Below are 20,945 nucleotides of genomic sequence, written 5' to 3'. Positions count from 1 at the left end.
CTTCGGGCGAATTCAGCGCCATGTAATTTGGCAGACCAACTGCTTGGGTTGGATTGAAGCAGTTGCGGGACTTCCCATGGGGGTGGCACTTCGCGCGGTGCGGGTGCTGTTGCCATGGGGAGTGTTAACTGAACCGCAGGGGCGGGCAGGCAAAAAGGGCTCCCAAAGGGAGCCCTTTTTGTTGGTGCCTGCCGTGTAGCCGCACCCCCAAGGGCGCCAGGGGCGCCCCTGCAACGTCGCTTACAGCGACGGGTCGATCAACACCTTGGCGCCGGTGTTGCGCGGGCCGTAGAACGCGATGGACTCGGCGCTCAGCGCCCCCGCCAGCGACACGGTGCGCGCGTAGTGGCTGGCAAACGTGGTCTTCAGCTCGGCCGCCACGCGCTGGCGCAACGCCTGGGTGGCCTCTTCGCCAATCTTCTGCAGAAACGGAAACAGCAGCCATCCACCCATACCCCAGGCCATGCCAAAGGTGCGGTGCACTTCGGTCGGGCGCGTGTCCAGGTGGCCGTACAGGTACACCTGCTTGTGCACGGCCGAGCCGTAACGGCTGTATTCCTTGGCCTTGCGGTTGATGGCGGCCTCCATGCACTGCAGGATCTGCCCGGCCAGGGTGCCGCCGCCCGTGGCATCAAACGCAATGGTGGCGCCCGTGGCGGCCAGCGCATCGGTCAGTTCAGCCATGAAGGTGGGCGCGCTGCTGTCGCACACATACTGGGCGCCCAGCTCGCGCAGTAGCGCCGCCTGCTCGGGCTTGCGCACGATGTTGACCAGGCCGACACCGTCTTTCTGGCAAATCTTGAGCAGCATCTGGCCCAGGTTGCTGGCTGCCGCGGTGTGCACCAGCGCAGTGTGGCCCTCGCGCTTCATGGTCTCCACCATGCTCAGCGCCGTCAGCGGGTTGACGAAGCACGATGCGCCTTCAGCCGCCGTGGTCCCGGGCGGCAGCGGCAGGCACTGCGACGCAGGCATGGCGCGGTATTGCGAATACATGGCGCCGCCAATCACCGCCACCGTGCGGCCCAGCAGCGCCTGCGCTGCTGGCGAGTTGCCTGCGGCCACCACCAGGCCCGCACCCTCGTTGCCCACCGGCATGCTCTGGCCCAGACGTGCCGCCATGCCCGGCATGGCGCGCTCAGGGATGCGGGCCGTGGCCACCGGCCGCTCGGCCGTGCCGGTGACCTGCACGGTGGACAAGTCGGCGGGGCCCAGCAGCAGGCCGATGTCCGACGGGTTGATGGGCGTGGCCTGCACCTGGATCAGCACTTCGTCGGGCCCTGGTGTGGGCACGGGGGTCGGCTCCAGGCTGATCTGCAAGGTGCCATCGGCTTGCACAAGCGAGCGCAACTGCAGCGCGGTGGTAGGGATGGAGGGGTTCATGGAGGACTCACAGGTAAAAGATGGGACAAAGGGCCTATGCGCTGGACTGCGCAGTGTGGTGAAACGGTGCTGCACTCCACGGCGCCGCAGCACCACCAACCCGCATTCTTGACCAAGCTGCGCCACCACGCTGTCCCCTCGGTTCACGGCGGCAGGCCACCATGCACCGGGAAGAACGATGCCAAAAAGAGGCTCCAGTCACGGGGCTACCGCATGCTCTCACACGCCCAGTCCCCAGTCATGCACGCGGCGCTTGACTTAGAGTGCACTCCAACTTTCAGAATCGTTCCCATGGCATCCCTCCTCACCATTGCCGAAGTCGCCAAACGCACCGGCCGTAGAGCCTGTTTACGATCTCGCAGGGGTCGCGCAGCGGTCTTTGCGGGATGGGATGCAAGGCGCGGTGCGCAGTGGATAGCCCCGCTATCCACAAGCGCCGCAACGCCGCAGACCGCCCGCAAAGACCACTGCCCGAAGGGTTGGAGCGAAATCGGGTGATTGGACGCCCCGGCTGCTTGCATGGGCATGAGCCCATGCGGCGCATCCGAAGCATCCACTCATCCCGATTGAGCTCCAACGCGATCCCCTGCGAGATCGTAAACAGGCTCTTGGCACACACCCTGCGCTACTACGAGCGCGCCGGGTTGATTGCGCCGGTAGCCCGTGCACCCGGTGGCCAGCGCCGCTATGCGGCGTCGGACATGGAGTGGATCGGATTCCTGCTGCGCCTGCGCGAGACCCAGATGCCCATCGGGCAGATGCAGGCCTTTGCGCGGCTGCGCAGCGAAGGGAACGCCACCGCCCCCGAGCGGCGCCATTTGCTGGAACAGCACCTGGCGCAGGTGCTAGCAACGATCACCACGATGCAGCAAGCCGCACAGGCGCTGCAAGCCAAGATCGCGCACTACCAGGGCCTGGAAGCTTCCCTTCGGTCCACACCGTCGTCCACCCACCAAGGAAGCTCCCATGTCCCCCGAAACCCAACCCCGCTATCTCCAGGGCCTCGCCAAGCTGCGCGAAATCGACGGCCACGCGGGTGAGCGTGTCGTCGCCAGCCTGGCCGACATCGCCCCCGACTTTGCGCGCTACCTGATCGAGTTTCCGTTTGGCGACATCTATTCGCGCCCCGGACTCGATCTGCGCAGCCGCGAGATTGCAGTCATCGCCGCACTGACCGCGCTGGGCAACGCCACGCCACAGCTCAAGGTGCATTTGCAGGCGGCGCTGAATGTGGGCGTCACCCGCGAAGAGGTCGTGGAGGTGCTGATGCAAATGGCGGTGTACGCAGGCTTTCCGGCCGCGCTCAACGGACTGGCCGCGGCACGCGAGGTGTTTGCAGCGGCCGACGCACAACCACAGGCCGCTTGAAGCGCCCTGCCGCCCCGCCCTGTCCTGCCGGATGCGACTGCAGCGGGGCGACCGCCTATTTGGCGGCCCCCACCGGCATCGGCCGCACCAGCCGCACCGGCAGCTTGCTGGCCCGCGCGGCATCGCCGCGCGCCTCGCCCGTGGACAGGTTCACCGCCCAGCCGTTGATCATGGCCGCCTGCCGCGCGCCATCACCCGCCCGGCTCTGGGCGATGTTGCCGTAGGTGTACTGGTTGACGCTGGGCGCGCTCACGTTGGCGGTGGACGTCCAGTGCCACTGGCCCGGCGCCGCCGGGAACAGAAGGGGGTTGAGGCCCGGGGGCGACAGCGCCTTGTCCACCAGCCGCTGCAGCTCTGTCGCACGGGGCAGGCGCCAACCCACACCCTCGGCCTTCCAGCGGTCAGAGGCCAGGGCCGTGGCCTCGGCACGGTCCAGCAGCAGGGGCTGGCCCGTGCAGGTTTTGCCGGTCCATTGCATGCCCTCCACACAGCGTGGCCAGGCCAGACCGGCACGCTGGTCCAACACATAAGCGCCATCGGCGGACAGGGACCAATCGGCGGCCACCTGCGAATCGGCGGCCTGCGCAGGCCCGGCCAACAGGGCAACCAATAGCGGGGGGATGAGCGGCAACAACGTTTTCATGGGCAAAGCAGGGGCAATGAAAGCCAGGTACAGGTACAGATCCGGGGGCAGAGAGGCATCACAGAATGCCTTGGCGACACCCTAACCCGGCAGCGGCCCGCGCGCCACCCACCAGGTCAAGAAACCCGCACGGCCCGCCGCTTGTCCATGCGGCCACCCACGCCCACTCCTGCCAGCGTGCCTGACGCGGCCAATGCCTCGGCCAGGAACCCCACAAACGCCTGCACCCGCGTGGAGAACTGGTGCCGCTGCGGGTACACCGCGTAGATGTCGGCCGCAGGCGTGTGGTACTGCGGCAGCACGGGCTCCAGCAGGCCCTGGGCCAGATGACGGTTCACGTCCCACTCGGCGCGCATCACGATGCCGTGGCCTTGCAGCGCCCACAGTACAGCGATCTCGCCGTCGTTGGTGGTGAGGTTGCCGGTGATCTTGATCGACTCGGTGTGCGCCTTGCTGCCACGCCCGGTGGTCAGGCGCCACAGGCCATAGGCCTCGTCGCCCTGGCGGATACCGATGCACTGGTGCTCCATCAGGTCGCGCGGCACGCGGGGCCTGCCATGCTGCTCCAGGTAGGCGGGTGCGGCGCACAGCACGCGCCGGTTGGGCGCCATGCGGCGGGCAATCACGCGGCCGTCAGGTGGCTCGCCAAAACGCACGCACACATCGTAGGCATCGTCGGTGATCGGTGGCGGGTGCACCGACAACTGCAATTGCACATCCACCTCGGGGTACTGGCGCACAAAGTCCGAGATCACGGGGGCAATGTGCATGCGGCCAAAGCCCAGCGTGGCATTCACGCGCAGCAGGCCCTTGGGGCTGGCCTTGGACTGCACGATGAGTTCGTCCAGCGCGTCGATCTCGCGCAGGATGCGGCGCGCGTGCTCCAGCAGCAGTTCGCCCTCGGGCGTAAGGCTCATGCGCCGGGTGGTGCGGTTGATGAGCACCACACCCAGGCGCTTTTCCATCTGCGCCAGGTGTTTGCTCACGGCGGCGGTGGAGACACCCATTTCGCGCCCGGCGGCGCTCAGGCTGGGGCTGGCCGCCAGTGCCGAGAAGAAGCCCAGTTCTGCGGGCTGGATGGTAGAGCTCATCGCCGCATTATCAACTGCAGGTTAACGATGGATTCACTTGAGCGCCGTTTTTACAACGAGCGGATGCCTACAGTCGCTCTCACTGTTTTTGTTCCACCCGCTTTTTCGCGGCACGACATCCCCACAGGCCTTTCCCGACGCTTTCACACACCAAGACCAAAGACCTTCATGAAAACCTACCAAATCGCCACCATCCCCGGAGACGGCATCGGCAAGGAAGTGATTCCCGCCGGCCAGCGCGTGCTCGAAGCCCTGGCCGCCCGCCACACGGGCCTGCAGTTCCAGTTCGAAAACTTCGGCTGGGGCGGCGACTGGTACCGCGCCCACGGCGTGATGATGCCGGCCGACGGGCTTGATGCGCTGCGCGGCAAGGATGCCATCCTGTTCGGCTCGGCGGGCGACCCGGACATCCCCGACCACATCACGTTGTGGGGCCTGCGCCTGAAGATCTGCCAGGGCTTTGACCAGTACGCCAACGTGCGGCCCACGCGCATCCTGCCGGGCATTGATGCGCCCCTGAAACGCTGCACGCCCAAGGACCTGGACTGGGTCATCGTGCGCGAAAACTCCGAGGGCGAATACTCGGGCGTGGGCGGCCGCGTGCACCAGGGCCATCCCATCGAGGCGGCGACCGATGTGTCCATCATGACCCGCGTGGGGGTGGAACGCATCCTGCGCTACGCCTTCCGCCTGGCCCAATCCCGCCCCCGCAAGCTGCTCACCGTCATCACCAAGAGCAACGCCCAGCGCCATGCCATGGTGATGTGGGACGAGATTGCCGCGCAGGTGGCCACCGAGTTCCCCGACGTGAAGTGGGACAAGGAGCTGGTGGACGCTGCCACGGCCCGCATGGTCAACCGCCCCGCCACGCTGGACACCATCGTGGCCACCAACCTGCACGCCGACATCCTCTCGGACCTGGCCGCCGCGCTGGCGGGCAGCCTGGGCATTGCGCCCACCGGCAACATTGACCCCGAGCGCCGCTACCCCAGCATGTTCGAGCCCATCCACGGCTCGGCGTTCGACATCATGGGCAAGGGCCTGGCCAACCCCATCGGCACCTTCTGGTCGGTGGTGATGCTGCTGGAGCACCTGGGCGAGGCCGACGCCGCGCGCGCCGTGATGCAGGCCATCGAACAGGTCACCGCCAACCCCGCCCTGCACACCCGCGACCTGGGCGGCACGGCCACCACGGCGCAGGTGACCGACGCCGTGTGCGCGCTGATCGGCCGCACGCCGTTGCAAAAGGCCGCCTGAGCTGCGTGGCTCCAACGCACTGCCCCACGACCCGATGAGCACGCACATCGACACCCAGGCCCGCCACTGGCTGCGCAGCATGTTCGATGCCGCCATCGCATCGGCCCAGCCCGCCGTATGCCTGCCGCCGCACCTGCCTGCCCCGCCCCGGGGCCGCACGGTGGTGATCGGTGCGGGCAAGGCATCAGCGCAGATGGCGCAGGTGCTGGAGGCCCACTGGCCCACGCCGCTATCGGGCGTGGTGGTCACGCGGTATGGGCATGCCGCTGCCTGCCAGCACATCCGCGTGCTGGAGGCTGCCCACCCCGTGCCCGATGCGGCGGGCCTGGCTGCTGCGCAGCAGATGCTGGCCGCAGTGGCGGGCCTCACAGCAGAAGACCTGGTGATTGGCCTGTGGTCGGGCGGCGGCTCGGCGCTGCTGCCCTTGCCGCTGCCGGGCATCACGCTGACCGACAAGCAGGCGCTCAACCAGTCCCTGCTGCGCAGCGGCGCCAGCATCGGCGAGATGAACTGTGTGCGGCGCCACCTCTCGGCCATCAAGGGCGGGCGGCTGACCCTGGCCTGCAGACCCGCCCGCGTGGTCAACCTGGTGATGTCCGATGTGCCGGGCGACGACCCGCTGGACGTGGCCTCGGGCCCCACCGTGGCCGACCCGACCACCCGTGCACAGGCGCTAGCCATCTTGCAGCGCTACCGCATTGCTCTGCCGCCCGCCGTGCTGGCCGCACTGGACACTGCCGCCAGCGAAAGCATCAAGCCCGGCGACACCCGGCTGGGGCCCATCACCACCCACGTCATTGCTACACCCGACCTGGCCCTGCAGGCAGCCGCCCAGGTGGCGCGCCAGGCGGGCATCGAGCCCACGCTGCTCGGCGACGCACTGGAGGGCGAAGCCCGCGACATGGGCACCGTGCTGGCCGGTGTCGCCCGCTACGCCGCCAAGGCCCCGTCACCACGGCACCGCGTGCTGCTGAGTGGCGGCGAGAGCACTGTCACCCTGCGCCCACCGGCCCCTGGGCAAGCCATGCCAACCCCGGGGCGCGGCGGGCGCAATGTGGAATGCCTGCTGTCCCTGGCCCTGTCGCTCAAGGGCTTGCCCGGCGTGTACGCATTGGCCGGAGACACCGATGGAATCGATGGCCTGGAGCCCGTGGCAGGCGCCATCGCCACGCCCGACACGCTGGAGCGCGCCGCCGCGCTGGGCCAACACGCCACCGCCGCGCTGGACGCACACGACGCCCACTCCTTTTTTGGCGCGCTGGGCGACGCCGTGGTCACCGGGCCCACGGGCACCAACGTCAACGACTTCCGCGCGATCCTGATCGCAGCCACGGGCTGACGCCATGCACCCGCGTCCCCACCGGCCCTGCCCCCACAAGAACCACAACCCAACGGAGACAACCATGACACGCATTGCAACCCCGCACCACCCACCATCAACGCCGCCCACAACGCCCTCCACACGCCGGCACCACCTGCTGGCGCTGGCCGCCCTGGCTGGCGCTGCCTATGCCCTGCCCAGCGCACCGGCGCACGCGCAGGCCTGGCCGGCCAAGCCCGTCACCATCGTTGTGCCCTTTGCGGCCGGCGGCACTACCGATGTGCTGGCCCGTGCGCTGGGCGAAAAACTGGGCACAGCCCTGGGCCAGCCCGTTATCGTGGAAAACCGGGGCGGCGCGGGCGCCACCATCGGGGCCGACTACGTAGCCAAGGCCCCTGCCGACGGCTACACGCTGCTGATGGGCGCGGTGCACCACACCATTGCAACGAGCGTGTACAAAAAGCTCAACTACGACTTTCAAAAGAGTTTTGCACCCATCACCACCGTGGCGCTGGTGCCCAACGTGCTGGCTGTGAGTGCGGCCACGCCCGCCAAGGACGTGAAGGAACTGGTGGCGCTGATCAAGGCCACGCCCAACAAGTTCTCCTACGGCTCCAACGGCGCGGGCACGGCGCAGCACCTGATCGGCACGCAGTTCGCCACGTCCATCGGCCAGCCCCTGCTGCATGTGCCCTACAAAGGCAGCGGCCCGCTCACCACCGACCTGCTGGGCGGGCAGGTGTCGATGTCGTTCGACACCGTCACCCCCGTGCTGCCGCACATCAAGGCAGGCAAGCTGCGCGCCCTGGCGGTGACCACGGCCAAGCGCTCGTCCACCCTGCCCGATGTGCCCACGCTGCAAGAAAGCGGCTTTGCGGGCTTTGACATCGGCACCTGGTTTGGTGTGCTGGCCCCCGCCCGCACGCCCGCCGATGTGGTGACGCGGCTGAACACCGAAATGGTCAAGGTCATCCAGTCGCCGGACTTTCAAAAGCGCATGCAGGACATTGGCGCCGAACCCATCGGCAACACCCCGGCGCAGATGGCCGAGCAGATTGCGGCCGACACCGCACGTTTTGCCAAGCTGGTGGCCGATAACAAGATCACCACCGACTGACCGAGGGGGCAAGAGGGGTCGCACAGGGTGGCTGGCGCGGTGAATGGTCAAGGTGGGTTGGTATAAACCTGTGATGACCGACACCGCAGCCTCCATCGCCAACACCGCCCCCGCAGCCCTCGTCCGCGCACTGGAAGAGCGCGCCTTCAACGCCTGGCCTGCGCACCAGACGGTGTTTCACCGGGGCTGGGTGTTCCGGCTGTCGGGCGGCTACACCAAGCGCGCCAACTCGGTCAACGCGCTGGTGCCCGGCGCACCGTTTGACGGCGTGCGCGAGGCGGCGGCGGCGCTGTATGCGCGGCATGGCTTGCCCGCTGTGTTCCGCATCTCCCCCCTGGCCCCGGCCGAGGCCGACCAGGAGCTGGCGGACGCGGGCTACCAGCACTTCGACCCCTCGCTGGTCCTGCAACGGCCGCTGGCGCCGGGCTCGGTGCCCCGGCCCGACGGCAGCACCGTGGTCAGCGCCTCGCCATCGCCCTCGTGGCTGGAAGGTTTTGCGGCGGCCAACGGCGTGGCGCCGCACCACCGCAACCTGCACCGCAGCATCCTCGACGCCATCGCCCACCCGGTGGGCTATGCGCTGCAACACGACGCCCAAGGCCATGCCGTGGGCTTTGGCCTGGCGGTGCTGGAGCGCGGCGCCGTGGGCCTGTACGACCTGGCCGTGGCGCCCGAACACCGGGGCGGCGGACGCGGGCGCGCGCTGGTGCAGGCGCTGCTGCACTGGGGCATGGAGGCCGGTGCAACCAGCGCCTACCTGCAGGTGCGGGCGCAGAACACGCCTGCGCTGCGGCTGTATGAATCGATGGGCTTCAAGACGGCCTACGGCTACCACTACCGGGTGCCGGGCTGAGATTGGCTTCTGCACCTCTCCCACAGGATGCGAGAGAGCCAGGACCAGCGCAGAGGCCCACGCGGTGCCTCCACGCGTGGGTTTGAAGCCAAACAGGCCACAAGCGCTAGTAAATCATGCGCCAGCAGCTATTGATTCAATAGCAAACCATTCACCGCTCAACGGTGGCTCAGCCTGCGCACTGCCCAGTCGCCCAGGCTTTGCACGGCCTGCACAAAGAAGATCAGCACCAGCACCACGGCCAGCATGATCTCGGGCAGAAAGCGCTGGTAGCCGTAGCGGATGCCCAGGTCGCCCAGGCCGCCGCCGCCAATGGCACCGGCCATGGCCGAGTAGCCGGTCAGGCTCACGAACGTGATGGTCAGGCCCGCCACGATGCCGGGCAGCGCCTCGGGCAGCAGCACCTTCCACACGATCTGGCTGGTGGTGGCGCCCATGGCCTGCGCGGCTTCGACCAGGCCGTGGTCCACCTCGCGCAGCGCGGCCTCGACCAGGCGGGCCACAAACGGGGCAGCGGCAATGGTCAGCGGCACCACGGCGGCGGCCGTGCCGATGGACGAGCCGGTGATGAGCCGCGTGAACGGGATGATGGCAACCAGCAGGATGATGAAGGGCGTGGACCGCACGGCGTTGACCAGCCAGCCCACCAGCTTGTTGACGGGGCCGTTCTCCAGCACCCCGCCGTCATCGGTCAGGCGCAGGAACACGCCCAGCGGCACCCCCAGCAAGCCGCCCACCAGGCCGGAGATGCCGACCATGATGAGCGTCTCCCACAGCGACGAAGCAAACAGATCCAGCATGGCTGGCGTGAAGTTGTTGAACATGATGTGTGCTCCCTCTTAACCGGCCACGGCCACTTCTTCCACCTCGACCCCGCCCGCGCGCAGGTGCGCCACGGCGCCCCGCACGCTCTCGGCCTCGCCACTGGCGTACACGGCCAGCGAGCCAAAGGTTTCGTCCTGGATCTCGTCCACTTGCCCGTGCAGGATGCTCATGTCCACGCCAAACTGGCGGATCAGCTGCGACAGGATGGGCTGGTAGGCGCTGTCCCCGGCGTACGACAGGCGCAGCAGCTGGCCGGTTCGTCCTGCGCTCAGCTGGCCTGCCAGCTTGCGCACATGGTCCAGCACGCTGGCGGGCAGCTCTTGCGGCAGGATCTCGTCGATCAGGCTCTTGGTGATGGCCTGCTGCGGGCGGGTGAACACGTCCAGCACCCGGCCCTGCTCCACGATGCGGCCGGCCTCGATCACGGCCACGCGGTCGGCCACCTGCTTGATGACCTGCATCTGGTGGGTGATCAGCACCACCGTCAGGCCCAGCTCGCGGTTGACCTGGCGCAGCAGGTCGAGGATGGAGCGCGTGGTTTCCGGGTCCAGCGCCGAGGTGGCTTCGTCGCTCAGCAGCACCTTGGGGCGGCTGGCCAGCGCACGCGCAATGCCCACACGCTGCTTTTGCCCGCCACTAATCTGCGCCGGATAGCGGTCGGCCAGGGCCGACAGGCCCACCAGCTCCAGCAGCGGGTTCACACGCTCGCGGATGGCGGCCTTGTCCATGCCCGCCAGCTCCAGCGGCAGCGCGGCGTTGTCAAACACGGTGCGTGACGACAGGAGGTTGAAGTGCTGGAACACCATGCCGATCTCGCGGCGCGCCTCGCGCAGCTGCGCGTCGTTCAGCTGGGTCAGGTCCTGCCCACCCACGATGACCTGGCCCGTGGTGGGCCGGTTGAGCAGGTTGATCACCCGCACCAGCGAGCTTTTGCCCGCGCCGCTCTTGCCGATGATGCCGAACACTTCGCCCGGCTGGATGGTGAGGTCGATGCCCTTGAGCGCCTCGACCGGGCCTTGTGAGCCCTGGTAGGTTTGGGTGATACCCCGTAGTTCGATCATGAAACACAAAGGGCCGCCACACGCCGGGCGGCGCGGGTTCGGCCCCAAAAGACACAAAGATCAGGGAATGTACTATTGCGCCATAAAGAATCAAACTATCAAAAAATAAAGTAATAAGACATCAAAGTTATTTGCACGGTGCGGCCGACTCCAGACTACGCTCCCGCGGGCACCGCCACCCGGCCATTCACCTTGCGCGACACCAGCGCGCCCAGCACCAGCACCCCCAGTGCCGCCACCGAGAACACGGGCGCGATCCAGCCCCGGTCCACACTGGCCGCCACCAGCAGCACACCCAGCGATTGCCCCAGGAACAGCAGGCACGCAAACAGCGTGACCGCCGTGCCCCGGGCCTCGGGCGCCATCTGCGTGGCCTGCACCTGCAGCGTGTTGTGCAGCATGTAAAACCCCACCCCGGCAAAGAAGCAGCCCAGCACCCCCCAGGCCGCCACCGGCCCCCAGGCCAGCAGCAACAGCCCGGCAGCAATCAGCGAGGCGCCCATCAGCGCCAGGCCCCGCTCACCCAGCAGCGCCAGCCAACGGCGCGCCAGCAGGCTGTAGATGAGCCCGCCCACGCCATACAGCACCATCACCCCGCCGGCCGCTGAGGCCGACAGCCCAAACCCGTCCACCATGCGTGCGGGCACAAAAGCCAGCGTGCCAAAGGCCAGGGCGCCCTCCACCGCCACCACGGTCAGCACCCAGCGCACCCGGGGCATGCGCAGCAACGCGGCCGTGTTGGCCAGGTAAGCCGACAGCGAAAAAGCGGGCGGCACCGCACCGCCAGCCGCAGGTGCCGGGGTGCTGGCCGCCATGGCGCGGGCTTGCCGCCACAGCAGGCTCGCGGCGGTCAAAAACAGCAGCGACAGCACCACAAACGCAGCCCGCCAGCCCAGCGCCTCGACCGCAAAGCCGCCAAACCACTGCCCGGCCATCATCCCCGACACCGTGGCCACCATCAGCTGCGCCAGGGTCTCCTGCCGCTGCTCGTACGGCACGTTGTCGCCAATCCAGGCCATCGACAGCGGGATGATGCCTGCCGCCGACGCGCCCATGGCAGCCCGCGCCGCCACCAGCACCGGCAGCGTGGGCGCCAGCGCCGTCACGCCGCTGAAGAGCGCACAGGCAAAGGTGGCGCCAATCACCACCCGCACCTTGCCCAGCCGGTCGCCCAGGGGGCCATAAAACAACTGCAGCACGCCATATGACACGGCAAACGCCGCGATGACAGCCGACGCATCGCCCGTGGTGACAGAAAACTCGCGTGCCAGGGACACCAGCATCGGGTCGCAGACACGCATGGAAGCCATGCTGCAAAAGGCTGCCAGGCTGATCACCCGCAGCATCGTCGAAGAAGAGGTCATATGACCCGATTGTGGTGCGGCCAGCGCAAGGTTGCTGGCGCGGGGCGGCATGCACCCCGGTGGCTCAAGGTCAGGGAGGGGCGCGTTGGACACACCAGCGTGTTCCGTTGAAGCTTGCAGAACCACATCCAGCGCTTCAACCCACCCAACGCCCACCGGGACGGACGAGCTGCAAACGGTGAATGCCGAACGGCGAAAGGTCGGGAGCAGCCGTCCTCAGCCCTTGCCCACATTGAAACTGGTGTCGAACGTGCCCCGCACATCCAGCCGCTGCTTGATGAGGCCTGCCGCCAGATAAAAGTCGGCCGTCTTCTGCTGGTCGGCCAGCACCTGGGCGTCGATGTCCTGCCAGCGGGTGGCGCGGCGCTCAAACTGCAGCTGCGCCGCATCGGCCGGAATGCCCACGATGCGCGCCAGCGACTGGCCAAACGGCTTGGCGTTCTGGTACGACCACACCTGCGCACGCGCCACGCGCTCCTTGAAGTCCGCCAGCGCAGCACGCTTTTCTGCCAGGGCCGCATCGGTGGCCGCCAGAAAGCTCAGGCCCGACCACAGGCCCCGGCCGCTGACCAGCACGCGCGCATGGCCGCTGGTCTCGGCCAGCGCGGTGTAGGGCTCCCAGGTGGCCCAGGCATCGACCGAGCCCTGCGTCAGCGCCAGCTTGGCGTCTGGCGGCGGGATGAAGCGCAGCTGCACATCGTCGGCCTTGATGCCTGCCGACTCCAGCGCCTTGAGGGTGACCAGATGGCCGATGGAGCCCCGGTTGGTGGCAATGCTCTTGCCCTTGAGGTCGGCCGCCGTCTTGAGCGGCGAGTGGGGCGCCACCAGCACGGCCGTGCCGTAGGCATCTGAGCGGCTGGCCGCAAACGCCTTGACCCGGCTGCCCGCCGCCAGCGTGAACAGCAGCGGCGCATCGCCAATGGGGCCAAAGTCCACCGCGTTGGCGTTGAGCGCCTCGGCCAGTGGCGCAGCCGCCGGGAACTCGCTCCACTTGATGTCGTAGGGCAGGTTCTTGAGCTCGCCCGCTGCGTCCAGCAGCGCCTGCAGCCCACCCTTCTGGTCGCCCGCACGCAGCAGCACGCGCGACGAGGTTTGGGCATGGGTGAGGACGGGCGACAGGAATGAACTGGCAGCGACCGAGGCGGTCAGCAGATGATGGAATTGGCGGCGCAGCATGGTGTGGTCAATGAAGGCAAGGTTGATTCGGCATTCATTGCATCACCCACCCCACGCGGCGCCAACGAAGGCTTGCAAGCATCCATATGCGGTTTTCGCATGCACGCGCAGGGTGTGGGTGGGGTGGCCCGCTGGCCTGCGGCGCTCAGTAGCCACGCTCCCTGTCCACCACGTCGTGCAGCGTCAGCCCGGCCACAAAGCGCTGCAGGTTGTCCACAAACTTGCGCGCCGTCACCTCCGCAGCCCCTTGTGCGGCCCACGACACGTGTGGCGTGATGCGCACACGCGGGTGGTGGTACAGAGGGTGGCCGTCGGGCAAAGGCTCGGGGTCGGTCACATCCAGCGTGGCGCCCGACAGGCGGCCCGCATCCAGCGCATGCAGCAATGCCTGCTGGTCCACCAGGGCGCCGCGCGCAATGTTCACCAGGTGCAGCCCCGGCCGCGCATGGGCCAGCGTGGCCGCGTTGATGAGGTGGTAGGTCTGGGCGGTGATGGGCAGGGCCAGCACCAGGTGGTCAGACGCCGCCAGCAGCTGCTCGATGGAGCCCACCGCCTGCACGCCTTCACCCCCTTCACCCACCGGCGCCCCCCCACGCCGCAGCGCCACCACCTGCATGCCCAGCGCCTGTGCACGCACGGCCACCGCGCGGCCAATGGCGCCATAGCCCGCAATGCCCAGGGTGCGGCCCTGCAGGGTGCCGGGCAGGTGCTGGTCCACCCGCGCAAAGGTCTCACGCCATGGGTCGGCCCCTTGCACGCGCAGTGTGTCCCAGTCGCGCTGGTGTGCCAGCAGCGCCGTGATCACATATTCGGCAATGGGCACAGCCGCCACACCGCGTGAACATGTCACCAGCGGCACCTGCAGCAACCACGGCGGAAAGAAGTCGATGCCCGCCGACGCCACATGCACCCACTGCAGGCGCCCCGGCCAGCCCGCCGGAGGCTGCGCGGGCGCATTGCGCCATCCATTGCGCGGGCCGGTGAACAGCACATCCGCATCAGCGGCGCGCTCCCAGGCAGGCACAGCGGCATCGTCGGCCAGGGCCACGGGCAAGCCCGCAGCGGCCACCAGGGCATCGGCCTCGGCACCGGTCTGGTTCAACACCACCAGGGGGCGTGGGGCCAGCACGGCATTCATGGCGTAACCGTTCTCATCGTCTCAGCCCAGGCCCAGTGCGCGGCGGCCTGCGGCAATGTGGGCGCTGTCCTCCTGCGGGGTGTGCACACGGCCACACAACACATCGCGCAGGTGACGCTCCAGCGGGTTTTTGCGTGCCAGGCCGTGGTTGCTGGACAGCTGCAGCGCCGCCTGCACCACGTCGATGGCGTTCTGCGTGGCCACGGTTTTCACCAGGCCGCTGTCCACCGCAGGCACCAGGGTGCCGGTGTCCAGGTCATGCGCCACGCTGGCGATCAGCCGGTCATTGGTGAGCAGCAGGGCCTCGATGCGGCCCACGGCCTCCTGGGCGCGCGGCAGGCTGGACAGGGGTGCACCCAGGTTGGCGGGCGTGCGCTCGCGCAGAAAGCGCGCCACCCAGTCGCGCGCCGCGCGGGCCACGCCCGTGTACAGCGCGCCCAGCATCACCGTCATCTCGGCCAGCATGGCGGGCTCGCCACGGGCCCAGTCCTGCGGCAGGCGCACATCCAGCGCGTGGTCGTGGGGAGTCAGCACGTCCTGCAGGATCACATCGTGGCTGCCACTGGCGCGCAGGCCCAGGTGGTCCCAGGTGGCGTCGATGCGGATGCCGGGCGAACCGGCCCGCACCAGGAACGAGCCCACGCGCGGCACCTCTTCATCGGTGCGGGCCCACACCACATACCAGCGCAGGATGGGCGCGCCGGTCGAATACACCTTGTGCCCGCTGATGCGCCAGCCCTCGGATGTGTGCCGTGCCACTGTGGCAGGCAGGCCGCCGCGTGCGGGCGAGCCCAGCTCGGGCTCCACGCGCAGCGCGTTGATGAGCGACACCTCGTTGTGCGACTCGTGCACCAGCTGCCGGGCCAGCGCCTGCGGCCAGGGCGAGCCGGGCCGCCCCATGCCGCGCTGCTGGATGTACTGCATGGTCAGCACCAGCGCGGTGGCCGGGCAGCCCTGGCCCACTGCGCCAATCACCTCGCCCAGTTGCGCGGCCGACGCGCCCTGCCCGCCCAGCGTGCGCGGCGCGGCCAGCGCCAGCAGGCCGGCCTGCTGCAGGTCGGCAAAGTTCTGGTGCGGAAAACTCCCGTCCCGGTCATGCGCCACGGCGCGCTCGGCAAACTCCACCGCCAGCGTGCGCGCCACCTGCCCCCAGGTCAGCGGCGCGTTCATTGCAGCACCTCGGGCTGCTGCCGCACAAGGATGTCGAACAGGTTCCTGAAGGCAAACTGCGCGCCGCCGGGCCCGCCGATCTGTGCATGCGTGTGCTGCGCGATCTCGTGGCGAATGGGTTGGGGCGTGCCCGCCGCCTCGGCCAGCAGCTGGGCCTGGCAGGCGTTCTCCAGCGCGATGTACCACCACGCCGCCGCCTCCACCGACGGGCCCGCCGTCAGGATGCCGTGGTTCTGCAGGATCACCGCCTTCTGCGCCCCCAGCGCCTTGCCAATGCGAAAGCCCTCGTCCGTCTCCAGCACCACCCCCGTGAAGTCGTCGAACAGCGCGTGGTCTTCATAGAAGATGCACGAGTCCTGCGTCAGCGGGTCGAGCTTGCGGCCCAGCGCAGACCACGCCTTGCCGTATGTGGAATGGGTGTGGGCCGCAGCAATGATGTCGGGCCGCGTCTCGTGCAACGCCGCGTGGATGGCAAACGCCGCGCGGTTCAGCGGGCCCTGGCCGATGACGATCTCGCCTGCCGCGTTCACCAGCAGCAGGTCGGACACCTTGATCTGCGAAAAATGCACGCCCAGCGGGTTCACCCAGAAGTGGTCCGTCCACTCCGGGTCGCGCGCAGTGATGTGGCCTGCCAGCCCGTAGTCAAACCCCTGCTGTGCAAACAGCCGAAAGGCCACGGCCAGGTTCTCCTGCCGGTAGCGGCGCTCGGCCTGCACCGTGGGGCGCGGGCTGGGCGCATCAAACCAGTCCTTGCGCTGCGGCGCGGGGTTGCGGGCGAGGTCGGTGGCGGGCAGGGGCTTGAGGACGGCAGACATGGGCGGCGGCTTTCCAGATCGGTGAGGTGGACGAAAGAGAAACGAACCCGCCCACCATAGGAGCGCCCCCGCCCCGCGCCAACGAAGAAATCCGCGTGACCACATGCGGTTTTCGCATGCACCACGGTGGGTGCTGCGTTTGCCGCATATCGATGCTACGCAATGGTCTTTGCGCTGCCGCCGGGCTTGTTGGAACCTTGTGGCTTGACACACCGATCCACACACCAGCCTGCCATGCCCCATACCCCTTCTTCACTGAACCGCCGCCATCTCCTCCAAACCGGCCTGGGCGCCGCCGCATGGGCGGCCACAGCGGGTGTGCCCGCACTGGCGGCATCGCCCGGCGCGCCCGACCTGTCCAAGGTCACCCTGCGCATTGGCACCTACAAAGGCCTGTGGCGCGCGCTGATCGCCGCATCGGGCCAGGGCAACACGCCCTACCGCATCGAATGGCGCGAGCTGAACAACGGCGTGCTGCACATCGAGGCCCTGAACGGCGACGCGCTGGACCTGGGCTCGGGCAGCGAGATCCCTGCCCTGTTTGCCGCCCGGCAAAAGGCGCAGGTGCGCTTCATTGCCGTGGTGCGCGAAGACCTGAACAACCAGGTCACCCTGGCCCGCAAGGATGCCCCCATCCAGCGCATTGCCGACCTGAAAGGCAAACGCGTGGGCTATGTGCGCGCCACCACCTCGCACTACTACCTGAGCAAGCAGCTGGCCGAAGCGGGCTTGTCGTTTGCCGACATCACGGCCATCAACCTCACCCCGGCCGATGGGCTCTCGGCCTTTGACCGGGGCGACCTTGATGCCTGGGCCATCTACGGCTACAACGGCCAGCTGGCGCGGCTGCGCTACGGCGCCCGCGTGATCAAGACCGGTGTGGGCTACCTGTCGGGCAACTTTCCCATCTATGCCAACCCGCGCGCGGTGGACGACCCAGCGCGCCACGCCGCCATCAGCGACTACCTGCTGCGCCTGCGCCGCGCCTACCAGTGGGCCAACGGCAACTACCTGGACTACGCCCGGGCCCAGTCAGCCGAAACCCGCGTGCCCGTGGGCGACCTGATCGAGCTGTGGAACAGCCGCAGCACCGACTACGACCTGCGCCCCGTGGACGACGCTGTGGTGCAAGGCCACCAGGCGGTGGTCGACACCTTTTTGCAACTGGGCGTGCTGGACGGCCCCGCGCAAGTGGCGCCCCTGTGGGACCGCAGCTTCAAAAACGTGTTGCGCCCCTTCGCGATCGACAAGGCGGCCTGACACGCACAACACCCCCCGCCGCCGAGCCACACCCCGTGCCACTTTTTGCGTGGCGGGGAGCACCGCTTGCGCTTACCATGCGCCCCTGATTTCCATCAAGGAGCACCCTCCCATGAGCATGAACAAGCGCAACTTCGTCGCCGCCGGCATGGGCCTGGCAGGCCTGTGGACCGCCACAGGCAGCAGCCACGCCGCAACGCCGGCCAAGGCCCCCAGCGGCCCCACGCTGCTCACCATCAGCGGCGCCATCACCCAGTCCAACCGCGGCGCACTGGACACCACCATCGACCAGATGATGGGCAAACACGGCATCCAGTTTGACAAGGCCTTTGCACTGGACGCCGCCGCCCTGGCGCGCATGCCCGCCGTCACCATCAAGCCCACGCTGGAATACGACAGCAAGCCCCACACGCTCAAGGGCCCCCTGCTCACCACCGTGCTGGCCGCCGCCGGTGTGGCTGCTGGCAGCCCCGTGCAACTGGGCCTGCGCGCGGTGGACGGCTACAACGTCAACATCAGCATGGCCGACGCCCAGGCCTACCGCATGATCGTCGCCACCCACATCGACGGCCAACCCATGGCCCTGGGCGGCCTGGGCCCGCAGTGGGCCGTGTACGACGCGGACGTGCTGCCCGCCTTCAAGGACAAGCCCGTGAAGGAGCGCTTTGGCCTGTGCCCCTGGGGGCTGTACCACATTGAGGTGAAAAAGGCCTGAGCCAGCGCAGGCCCACCGCCGACGGGCCGGTGCATAGCAAAGCACCTCAACCCCGCACCCAACAAAAAGAGCGACCCCAGGGTCGCTCTTTTTTTGATAGCTGCCAGCGCATGATCCACTAGCGCTACAGCCCTATTTCACCCCAAATCAGCCCCGGCGGCGCCCCATGCGCACCGCCAGCGCCGCCAGCGACCCCACGGTGGCCAAGCCCACCACCCCCAGCCAGCCCCACTGCGCCAGCGCCAGGCTGCCCAGCGCAGCCCCGGCCGACATGCCGATGAACATGCCGGTGAACAGCAGCGCATTGAGCCGGCTGCGCGCCGCAGGGTCGATGCCGTACACGATGGTCTGGTGCGCCACCAGCGTGGCCTGCACGCCAAAGTCAAAGCCGATGGCACTGACCACAATCAAGCCCAGCTGGGCCTGCGAAGGCAGCAGTGGCGCCAGCGCCATCACCGCAAACGACACGGCGGCCAGCCCGGCGCCGTAGCGTGTCACCACCTCGGGCCCGCGCTTGTCGGCCAGGCGCCCGGCCAGTGGGGCAGCCAGTGCACCTGCAGCCCCGGCCAGGCCAAACGCACCTGCCGCCGCCGTGCCCAAGTTGAACTGGCTGTGCAGCATCACCGCCAGCGTGGACCAGAACGCGCTGAAGCCCACCGCCAACAGCCCCTGCGCCCAGGCCGCACGGCGCAGCGCTGCGTGCTGGCGCCACAGCGCCACCATCGACCCGATCAGCGCGCCATAGCCCAGCTGCGTGGTGGGCGCAAAGCGCGGCAACCCACGCCACACGGCCACCGTCAGCAGCGCAATGGCCACCGCCGCCGCCACGTACACCGTGCGCCAGCCCCACTGCTGCGCCACAAAGCCGCTGACCACGCGCGACAGCAAAATGCCCAGCAGCAGCCCCGTCATCACCGTGCCCACCATGCGCCCGCGCTGCGCAGCCGGGGCCAGCGTGGCGGCGGCGGGCACCACGTCCTGCGCCACCGTGGCCGCCAGGCCCACGGCCAGGCTGGCCGCCAGCAGCGCGCCCATGCCGGGCGCCAAGCCACTCAGCAGCAGCGCCAGCATCAGCGCGATGGACTTGATGACGATGATGCGGCGCCGGTCAAACCGGTCGCCCAGCGGCGCCAGCAGCAAGATGCCCAGCGCATACCCCAGCTGCGTGAGCGTGGGCACCAGCCCCACCACGCGGCTGTCGGCCTGCATGTCGGGCCCCAGCACGCCCAGCATGGGCTGGCTGTAGTACAGCGAGGCCACGCTCAGCCCCGCCGTCGTCGCCAGCAGCAATAAGAGCGGCGCACTCACCGCCCCCTCCGCAGGCGGCGCCACCGGGGCAAGCCCCGCTGCGCCACTTGCATGCACGTTTTGAATGGAAGACATCACAACACCATCGGTTAAAAAGGAATGGTGCGATTGTTCTAGCCCGCCGCCGCGCTGGGTAGTAGGCTGAATTGCAGATTCGTTATACGCTTGGCGTATGACCAACACCCTGCCAGCCTTGCAACCCGGCGCCGACCGCATCGAGCTGATGCAGACCTTTGTCCGCATCGTCGAGGCCGGCAGCCTGTCTGCCGCCGCCCAGCAACTGGGCACCAGCCAGCCCACCGTGAGCCGCCGCCTGCAGGCACTGGAGCGCAGCCTGGGCGTCAAGCTGCTGCAGCGCTCCACCCATGTGATGAAGCTCACCGAAGACGGCGACCGCTGCTTTGCCCACGCCAAGGCCCTGCTGGAAGACTGGCGCGCCATGGAGGACGACCTGCGCGGCACGGCAGACACCCCGCGCGGCACCCTGCGCGTGCTGGCGCCCCACGCCTTTGGGCAAGACCAGTTCATCGCCCCGCTGATGGCCTACCTGCGCCGCTACCCCGAGGTGGACGTGGAATGGATGCTGCACGACCGCCGCCCCAACTTCATCGCCGAAGGCATCGACTGCGCCATCCAGGTCGGCGCGGTGGACGACCCCAGCGTGGTCGCGGTGCGCCTGGCCGAGGTACCCCGCATCGTGCTGGCTGCCCCCGCCCTGATGGCCGGGCGCCCCACGCCCCAGCATGCGCAAGACCTGCAGCCCCTGCCCTGGCTGGCCCTGAGCACCTTCTACCGCCGCGAGGTCACGCTGACCCAAGAGCCCGGCGGCGAGGCCCACACGTTTGGCATCACACCCCGCCTGGCCACCGACAGCCTGTACGCCCTGCGCAGTGCCGCCCTGGCCGGGCTGGGGGCGTGCATTTCATCGGCATGGATCGTGGACAACGATGTGCGGCAAGGGAAGCTGCTGCACCTGGTGCCCACCTGGCACGCGGCGCCCCTGCCGGTGTATTTGGTGTACCCGTATGCGCGGTTTTATCCGGCAAGGCTACGGTTGTTTTTGGAGGCGATGCGGGGGGCGAT

Annotated in this window: 20 protein-coding genes; 9 read left to right on the top strand and 11 right to left on the bottom strand. The window is 68.4% G+C overall.

Annotated elements, in window-relative coordinates; translation table 11 throughout:
* Window positions 1–240: 240 nt before the first annotated feature.
* Window positions 241–1,380, bottom strand: a complete 1,140-nt coding sequence (locus AC07X4_RS20965) for a zinc-binding dehydrogenase (protein ID WP_436075316.1) — start codon at window positions 1,378–1,380, stop codon at window positions 241–243.
* Between the two features lie 386 nt (window positions 1,381–1,766).
* Here AC07X4_RS20965 and AC07X4_RS20960 point away from each other — a divergent pair, with 386 nt between their 5' ends.
* Window positions 1,767–2,420 carry a MerR family transcriptional regulator gene (locus tag AC07X4_RS20960; RefSeq protein ID WP_494741181.1) on the top strand — a complete coding sequence of 218 codons (654 nt, stop codon included), beginning with the start codon at window positions 1,767–1,769 and terminating at the stop codon, window positions 2,418–2,420.
* Window positions 2,347–2,748, top strand: a complete 402-nt coding sequence (locus AC07X4_RS20955; RefSeq protein WP_056067597.1) for a carboxymuconolactone decarboxylase family protein — start codon at window positions 2,347–2,349, stop codon at window positions 2,746–2,748. The genes AC07X4_RS20960 and AC07X4_RS20955 overlap by 74 nt, the downstream gene beginning before the upstream one ends.
* Window positions 2,749–2,803: 55 nt before the next feature.
* Here the strand turns inward: AC07X4_RS20955 and AC07X4_RS20950 are convergent, their stop codons facing one another.
* Both AC07X4_RS20950 and AC07X4_RS20945 read right to left on the bottom strand, forming a co-directional pair.
* Complete coding sequence (locus tag AC07X4_RS20950) at window positions 2,804–3,391, bottom strand: Lcl C-terminal domain-containing protein (RefSeq protein ID WP_121944071.1); 588 nt, start codon at window positions 3,389–3,391, stop codon at window positions 2,804–2,806.
* A 116-nt stretch (window positions 3,392–3,507) separates the two neighbouring features.
* A complete protein-coding gene (locus tag AC07X4_RS20945) occupies window positions 3,508–4,482 on the bottom strand; it encodes a LysR family transcriptional regulator (protein WP_440597616.1) in 975 nt (324 codons plus the stop codon).
* 168 nt (window positions 4,483–4,650) lie between these two features.
* Between AC07X4_RS20945 and AC07X4_RS20940 the strand changes: the two genes are divergently transcribed.
* The 4 genes from AC07X4_RS20940 (at window position 4,651) to AC07X4_RS20925 (ending at window position 9,030) form a co-directional block, all read left to right on the top strand.
* Window positions 4,651–5,739: a tartrate dehydrogenase gene (locus AC07X4_RS20940; protein ID WP_494741180.1), complete on the top strand. Its 1,089-nt coding sequence runs from the start codon at window positions 4,651–4,653 to the stop codon at window positions 5,737–5,739.
* Between the two features lie 34 nt (window positions 5,740–5,773).
* The gene (locus AC07X4_RS20935; protein ID WP_494741179.1) at window positions 5,774–7,078 is read left to right on the top strand and encodes a glycerate kinase type-2 family protein; all 1,305 of its coding nucleotides are present in this window, start codon (window positions 5,774–5,776) and stop codon (window positions 7,076–7,078) included.
* Between the two features lie 64 nt (window positions 7,079–7,142).
* Window positions 7,143–8,177: a Bug family tripartite tricarboxylate transporter substrate binding protein gene (locus AC07X4_RS20930; RefSeq protein WP_494741178.1), complete on the top strand. Its 1,035-nt coding sequence runs from the start codon at window positions 7,143–7,145 to the stop codon at window positions 8,175–8,177.
* Window positions 8,178–8,250: 73 nt separating this feature from the next.
* The gene (locus AC07X4_RS20925; protein ID WP_494741177.1) at window positions 8,251–9,030 is read left to right on the top strand and encodes a GNAT family N-acetyltransferase; all 780 of its coding nucleotides are present in this window, start codon (window positions 8,251–8,253) and stop codon (window positions 9,028–9,030) included.
* Window positions 9,031–9,188: 158 nt separating this feature from the next.
* On the opposite strand, the gene AC07X4_RS20920 is transcribed toward AC07X4_RS20925, so the two are convergent.
* The 7 genes from AC07X4_RS20920 to AC07X4_RS20890 all read right to left on the bottom strand — a co-directional run bounded on the left by AC07X4_RS20920 (window position 9,189) and on the right by AC07X4_RS20890 (window position 16,579).
* Window positions 9,189–9,854: a methionine ABC transporter permease gene (locus AC07X4_RS20920; protein WP_494741176.1), complete on the bottom strand. Its 666-nt coding sequence runs from the start codon at window positions 9,852–9,854 to the stop codon at window positions 9,189–9,191.
* Between the two features lie 15 nt (window positions 9,855–9,869).
* On the bottom strand, window positions 9,870–10,916 hold the full coding sequence (locus AC07X4_RS20915; protein ID WP_056744393.1) for a methionine ABC transporter ATP-binding protein: 1,047 nt from the start codon (window positions 10,914–10,916) through the stop codon (window positions 9,870–9,872).
* Between the two features lie 155 nt (window positions 10,917–11,071).
* Window positions 11,072–12,280, bottom strand: a complete 1,209-nt coding sequence (locus tag AC07X4_RS20910) for an MFS transporter (protein WP_225581158.1) — start codon at window positions 12,278–12,280, stop codon at window positions 11,072–11,074.
* Between the two features lie 216 nt (window positions 12,281–12,496).
* Window positions 12,497–13,456 (bottom strand): ABC transporter substrate-binding protein, encoded by a 960-nt coding sequence (locus AC07X4_RS20905; protein ID WP_099730029.1) that lies wholly within the window; start codon window positions 13,454–13,456, stop codon window positions 12,497–12,499.
* 145 nt (window positions 13,457–13,601) lie between these two features.
* Window positions 13,602–14,594, bottom strand: coding sequence for an NAD(P)-dependent oxidoreductase (locus AC07X4_RS20900; protein ID WP_494741175.1), 993 nt, complete (start codon window positions 14,592–14,594; stop codon window positions 13,602–13,604).
* 21 nt (window positions 14,595–14,615) lie between these two features.
* Window positions 14,616–15,764: an acyl-CoA dehydrogenase family protein gene (locus AC07X4_RS20895; protein WP_494741174.1), complete on the bottom strand. Its 1,149-nt coding sequence runs from the start codon at window positions 15,762–15,764 to the stop codon at window positions 14,616–14,618.
* Window positions 15,761–16,579, bottom strand: coding sequence for a class II aldolase/adducin family protein (locus AC07X4_RS20890; RefSeq protein ID WP_494741173.1), 819 nt, complete (start codon window positions 16,577–16,579; stop codon window positions 15,761–15,763). The genes AC07X4_RS20895 and AC07X4_RS20890 overlap by 4 nt, the downstream gene beginning before the upstream one ends.
* 234 nt (window positions 16,580–16,813) lie before the next feature.
* Here AC07X4_RS20890 and AC07X4_RS20885 point away from each other — a divergent pair, with 234 nt between their 5' ends.
* Together AC07X4_RS20885 and AC07X4_RS20880 are read left to right on the top strand one after the other, a co-directional pair.
* Window positions 16,814–17,839 (top strand): ABC transporter substrate-binding protein, encoded by a 1,026-nt coding sequence (locus AC07X4_RS20885; protein WP_494741172.1) that lies wholly within the window; start codon window positions 16,814–16,816, stop codon window positions 17,837–17,839.
* A gap of 118 nt (window positions 17,840–17,957) precedes the next feature.
* Window positions 17,958–18,554 (top strand): putative pterin-binding protein, encoded by a 597-nt coding sequence (locus AC07X4_RS20880; protein ID WP_056067822.1) that lies wholly within the window; start codon window positions 17,958–17,960, stop codon window positions 18,552–18,554.
* Window positions 18,555–18,701: 147 nt separating this feature from the next.
* Here the strand turns inward: AC07X4_RS20880 and AC07X4_RS20875 are convergent, their stop codons facing one another.
* Complete coding sequence (locus tag AC07X4_RS20875; RefSeq protein ID WP_494741171.1) at window positions 18,702–19,937, bottom strand: MFS transporter; 1,236 nt, start codon at window positions 19,935–19,937, stop codon at window positions 18,702–18,704.
* Window positions 19,938–20,034: 97 nt separating this feature from the next.
* On the opposite strand from AC07X4_RS20875, the gene AC07X4_RS20870 reads away from it, so the two are divergent.
* Window positions 20,035–20,945, top strand: a 911-nt coding sequence (locus AC07X4_RS20870) for a LysR family transcriptional regulator (protein WP_494741170.1), incomplete at its 3' end; no start/stop codon positions are given.

The sequence above is a fragment of the Acidovorax sp. GW460-11-11-14-LB4 genome, from assembly GCF_059423685.1.
This window is presented reverse-complemented; position numbering and strand designations above follow the sequence as displayed.

What these genes read in the sequence shown, in the direction of transcription:
- AC07X4_RS20965 (WP_436075316.1), bottom strand. Translation starts at nt 1,380, where the DNA reads ATGAACCCCTCCATCCCTACCACCGCGCTGCAGTTGCGCTCGCTTGTG.
- AC07X4_RS20960 (WP_494741181.1), top strand. Translation starts at nt 1,767, where the DNA reads ATGGGATGCAAGGCGCGGTGCGCAGTGGATAGCCCCGCTATCCACAAG.
- AC07X4_RS20955 (WP_056067597.1), top strand. Translation starts at nt 2,347, where the DNA reads ATGTCCCCCGAAACCCAACCCCGCTATCTCCAGGGCCTCGCCAAGCTG.
- AC07X4_RS20950 (WP_121944071.1), bottom strand. Translation starts at nt 3,391, where the DNA reads ATGAAAACGTTGTTGCCGCTCATCCCCCCGCTATTGGTTGCCCTGTTG.
- AC07X4_RS20945 (WP_440597616.1), bottom strand. Translation starts at nt 4,482, where the DNA reads ATGAGCTCTACCATCCAGCCCGCAGAACTGGGCTTCTTCTCGGCACTG.
- AC07X4_RS20940 (WP_494741180.1), top strand. Translation starts at nt 4,651, where the DNA reads ATGAAAACCTACCAAATCGCCACCATCCCCGGAGACGGCATCGGCAAG.
- AC07X4_RS20935 (WP_494741179.1), top strand. Translation starts at nt 5,774, where the DNA reads ATGAGCACGCACATCGACACCCAGGCCCGCCACTGGCTGCGCAGCATG.
- AC07X4_RS20930 (WP_494741178.1), top strand. Translation starts at nt 7,143, where the DNA reads ATGACACGCATTGCAACCCCGCACCACCCACCATCAACGCCGCCCACA.
- AC07X4_RS20925 (WP_494741177.1), top strand. Translation starts at nt 8,251, where the DNA reads ATGACCGACACCGCAGCCTCCATCGCCAACACCGCCCCCGCAGCCCTC.
- AC07X4_RS20920 (WP_494741176.1), bottom strand. Translation starts at nt 9,854, where the DNA reads ATGTTCAACAACTTCACGCCAGCCATGCTGGATCTGTTTGCTTCGTCG.
- AC07X4_RS20915 (WP_056744393.1), bottom strand. Translation starts at nt 10,916, where the DNA reads ATGATCGAACTACGGGGTATCACCCAAACCTACCAGGGCTCACAAGGC.
- AC07X4_RS20910 (WP_225581158.1), bottom strand. Translation starts at nt 12,280, where the DNA reads ATGACCTCTTCTTCGACGATGCTGCGGGTGATCAGCCTGGCAGCCTTT.
- AC07X4_RS20905 (WP_099730029.1), bottom strand. Translation starts at nt 13,456, where the DNA reads ATGCTGCGCCGCCAATTCCATCATCTGCTGACCGCCTCGGTCGCTGCC.
- AC07X4_RS20900 (WP_494741175.1), bottom strand. Translation starts at nt 14,594, where the DNA reads ATGAATGCCGTGCTGGCCCCACGCCCCCTGGTGGTGTTGAACCAGACC.
- AC07X4_RS20895 (WP_494741174.1), bottom strand. Translation starts at nt 15,764, where the DNA reads ATGAACGCGCCGCTGACCTGGGGGCAGGTGGCGCGCACGCTGGCGGTG.
- AC07X4_RS20890 (WP_494741173.1), bottom strand. Translation starts at nt 16,579, where the DNA reads ATGTCTGCCGTCCTCAAGCCCCTGCCCGCCACCGACCTCGCCCGCAAC.
- AC07X4_RS20885 (WP_494741172.1), top strand. Translation starts at nt 16,814, where the DNA reads ATGCCCCATACCCCTTCTTCACTGAACCGCCGCCATCTCCTCCAAACC.
- AC07X4_RS20880 (WP_056067822.1), top strand. Translation starts at nt 17,958, where the DNA reads ATGAACAAGCGCAACTTCGTCGCCGCCGGCATGGGCCTGGCAGGCCTG.
- AC07X4_RS20875 (WP_494741171.1), bottom strand. Translation starts at nt 19,937, where the DNA reads ATGTCTTCCATTCAAAACGTGCATGCAAGTGGCGCAGCGGGGCTTGCC.